Genomic DNA, 2,999 nt, shown 5'->3' on the forward strand with positions numbered 1-2,999 from the left:
AAAAGGCACGTCGGGGAAAAAAAAGTGGCGGGGACAAAATGGTCGCAATGCTTCCTTGTGAAAGCCATGCCCTGCGCGGGCTGGCTCTGCCCAACGGGTATGACTGCCTCGGAGATGATGCCCCTTCTGTGGGCAGTATGAAGACGAGGAAAGCGGGCTATACTATAATCGTTTTAGGTATTACGATAACGAGATCGGGCAATACCTCTGTGCCGATCCTTTAAATCTTAGTGGTGGATTTAACCCGTACAGCTATGTCCATGATCCAGTAAACTGGGTTGACCCCTTGGGGATGGCAGGGTGTCCAATGAAACAAATATTGGATGATGTTGATAAATGGTCTCTAGCTAAGATAAGTGATCGACAGAAAGGAATGATCGAAGATAAGCTCGCGGTTGTAAAAGAAAGATCAAGTGCTCTTAATAAGAAAATGAGAGAGTATTTCAATGATAATGAATCTAAAATAATAAAAGAATGGGAAAACCAAACAGGAATAACTTGGCCGACACAAGCTAATGGTAAAAGAGCAACTCCCCATCATGTTATTCCTATTAAAAATGGTGGTTCTAATGAATGGTGGAATATTATCCCAGTTCAACATCCACATACAGGAACAATTCATGGTCAGGGTTCCGCCCTTCGTACCCATATGCCTTATCAAAAAACTGGTGGAAAACTTTGGTATTTATGAGACTCATAGGAGCAAGTTGTGAATATTGTAGACGCTTATAATCAAATGAATTTATGGATTAATAGCAGTAATGGAGAAGTTATCAATATTGGTAATTCAGAAAAGTATTCATTTACTCGGTTAAAATTGTTCTCAGATGCTGAGCTATATCAATTTGAGTCAGATACGAAAATTAAATTGCCTGAACAATATAAATGTTTTTTAATAAATGTGGGAACTGTTGATATTTTTTCTACCGACATTGATTCTGGGATAGAAATTTTATCTCCTTTAGATGTTAAAAATTTCTCTAAGAGTGTATTTTATAATTTTGGTGATGATCTATACCCTAACTTATTGTTAACCACTTCAATTCCAAAATTTGGCTATTTTGGAGGTTTTTGGACAGAAAATCAGTCCAATGATAATTATTCAATATATTACCCTGATATTCCCCCTGAGTTTTGGATAGAAGAAGCTGACTTCATATCTTTTAATGAGTGGTTTATCCGCTTAATAGAAAGTAAAGGTAAAAAATTATAAGGGTACCATTAAAAATTTACCCTAGACGGCCACCATCAGGAGTATCGCTATGATGCCTTCGGGCGACGGATTAGCAAGCGGCAGGAGACAGACACCGCCGGACCGCCAGTAAAACCGACCGCGATAATCGGCTATGATTACCTGTGGAGCGGGGAGCAGCTGATTGAAGAGACGCCAGTGTATGCGGATGGCACTGTCGGGTATGAACAGAGCATTCACTGGCTGTATGAGCCGGGCGCCCTGACCCCTTCGGCCCGGTTTGAAAAAGGCCAGCTGTACTATGTGGTGAGTGACCATCAGGGGACCGTGCGGGAAATCCTGACCGAGGCCGGGGAGCTGATCTGGGCCGGACGACTGCTCACCTGGGGCGAGCCGGAATGCTGGCCGGTGCTGACGGTCAATGACCCGCGCAACCTGACGTGTAACCTCAGGTTCGCCGGTCAGTATGAAGACAGGGAAAGCGGTTTATTTTATAATCGGCACCGTTATTACGAGAGTGATACAGGCCAGTACTTATCGCCGGACCCGCTAAACTTAGGGGGTGGCGTTAACCCGTACAGCTATGTCCATGATCCGGTCAATTGGATTGACCCTCTGGGATTGGCAGGGTGCCCTCTTATTAATCGCATCGTTAATGATGCGAATAAAGTTGCGTCACCGGGAGGGCATATAACGTCTAAGCAAGCAGAAATATTGAAAAGTAACTTACCTGTTGTTCAAAGGCGTAGTGCTCTTCAAAATCAGGTATCTCGAAAAGAGTTTGTGAGAGATCAAGATTATCTAATGAAGCAATGGGAGACTAATACAGGTAGGACATGGCCGATTGGTGCAACTCCGCATCATATAATTCCGTTGGAAAGTGGCGGAGCAAATAAGTGGTGGAATTTAATGCCTACTCATGGAACATTACCTAATCACTCACTACCTGGAATACCTGGCCCACATGCTGCGGGAGGGGTCCTTCGCACTACAATCCAACAAGGAAGAAAAGCTCTTCCTCCGGGAACCATAACTGATTTGAGATTGTAATATGATTGATATTAACGAAGAATTAGGACAAATTAAAAAGACGAGTTTTTTCTCTAATATGGGTTTATCTGATCTTCAGGATGAAGATGTAATTTTGATTGAGAGTGTTGAAAAGGTATTTATTAATCCTTCGGATATTGAATTTAAAGGTTATTATAAAAATACTAAATGGCTTCCAACATCACCAACTCAAGAAGATCCATTTTATAAGAAGCAAGATAGCCCGAAAGATCTTGTAGAAATCAGAGTGAAGATAAATAAAGCGGTCATGAGTATGACTAAAGAGTTGGCTAAAGGTAAATTTATATCTGGACCACATGATTTTAACCAAGTAGCAAGAAATGCTATATGCTATGCATTTAGACAATATATATCTGAAAAATATCTTAATCTTGGTAATAAATGGGAAAGAATAGTAAAAATATATTATGCAGGACATTGGCCTGTTGGAATTTCTAAAGAAAAAATAATAGTAATTTGATATAAAAGCCGGAAGATTTTCAGAGATCTTCCGGCCTTATTATGATCTATTTTGGTGCATACCAACGGTAAGCCAGCGCCGATTGGAGCTTATCGATGGTATATTTATAAGAGAATGAATCCAATGGTTTAATTCCGTCTCAAAAAAACCCAGTTTATTGTCAAGGTTATATTTCTTAGAAAATGAAATTTTCTTTATCCATGAGCAGGACAATATGATTGGAATGATTCTTAATGATGCTTTTCATCCACATGAAGAAAATATGATTTTAAAAAA

The 2,999-nt window shown here is 40.3% G+C and carries 4 protein-coding genes and 1 pseudogene; all 5 read left to right on the forward strand.

Annotation, left to right across the window (positions count from 1 at the left end; genetic code table 11):
• Positions 1–224: hypothetical protein (locus AACQ38_RS24250; protein ID WP_207631972.1), on the forward strand; the 224-nt coding region annotated here is incomplete at its 5' end.
• Positions 125–691: pseudogene (locus AACQ38_RS23470) on the forward strand (RHS repeat-associated core domain-containing protein); the annotation flags it as partial. The gene AACQ38_RS24250 and the pseudogene AACQ38_RS23470, both read left to right, overlap by 100 nt.
• An 18-nt stretch (positions 692–709) precedes the next feature.
• The gene (locus AACQ38_RS23475) at positions 710–1,213 is read left to right on the forward strand and encodes an SMI1/KNR4 family protein (protein WP_165579214.1); all 504 of its coding nucleotides are present in this window, start codon (positions 710–712) and stop codon (positions 1,211–1,213) included.
• Between the two features lie 177 nt (positions 1,214–1,390).
• Positions 1,391–2,242 (forward strand): RHS repeat-associated core domain-containing protein, encoded by an 852-nt coding sequence (locus AACQ38_RS24255; protein ID WP_445260640.1) that lies wholly within the window; start codon positions 1,391–1,393, stop codon positions 2,240–2,242.
• A 1-nt stretch (position 2,243) separates the two neighbouring features.
• Positions 2,244–2,723: a hypothetical protein gene (locus AACQ38_RS23485; RefSeq protein WP_011144725.1), complete on the forward strand. Its 480-nt coding sequence runs from the start codon at positions 2,244–2,246 to the stop codon at positions 2,721–2,723.
• Positions 2,724–2,999 lie beyond the last annotated feature (276 nt).

Source organism: Photorhabdus sp. RW14-46 (genome assembly GCF_963887965.1).
Taxonomy (GTDB): Bacteria; Pseudomonadota; Gammaproteobacteria; order Enterobacterales; family Enterobacteriaceae; genus Photorhabdus; species Photorhabdus laumondii.